At 46.2% G+C, this 392-nt stretch carries 1 protein-coding gene; it reads left to right on the top strand.

Translation table 11 applies throughout. From position 1 onward, the window contains the following. Positions 1–392, top strand: a 392-nt coding sequence (locus HMPREF2716_RS00745) for a tetratricopeptide repeat protein (RefSeq protein WP_141762299.1), incomplete at both ends; no start/stop codon positions are given.

The following is a 392-nucleotide window of genomic DNA, read 5'->3' as shown; positions in this document are numbered from 1 at the left end:
TCGGTAATCGTGCCGGGGTCAAGAATCCTGCAACGGATGGACTTACCTTCCTGGATAAGGCCGCCAGCTTGGGAAATCCGCCGGCATTGACTGAGCTTGGAAAGCTTTATATTTATGTAGCTAAGAAGAAAGATTTGGGTTTGGCGTATACCAATTGCGCTGCCAGTCAGGGTTATTCACCGGCTAATTATGAGTTAGGGGCGTATTATAAGATAGTAGAGCATAACTTCCCCAAGGCGGCGAGCTATTATCTTCTTGCTGCCAGTCAAGGAAATGGTGATGCTGCCTTCTTCATGTCCGGAGTTTTTGATAAGGCTAGTCCCGATGTTGACAGGATGTGGTACTCCCCCGACGAAAGACTACACAAGGAATATTATTCAATCTATAAAAAG

Origin of the sequence: Pseudomonas sp. HMSC076A11 (assembly GCF_001810205.1) — a bacterium.
In the GTDB taxonomy this organism is placed as follows: domain Bacteria; phylum Pseudomonadota; class Gammaproteobacteria; order Pseudomonadales; family Pseudomonadaceae; genus Pseudomonas; species Pseudomonas aeruginosa.
The sequence above is the reverse complement of the archived record's forward strand: the minus strand, read 5'-3'. Positions and strand labels throughout refer to the sequence as shown.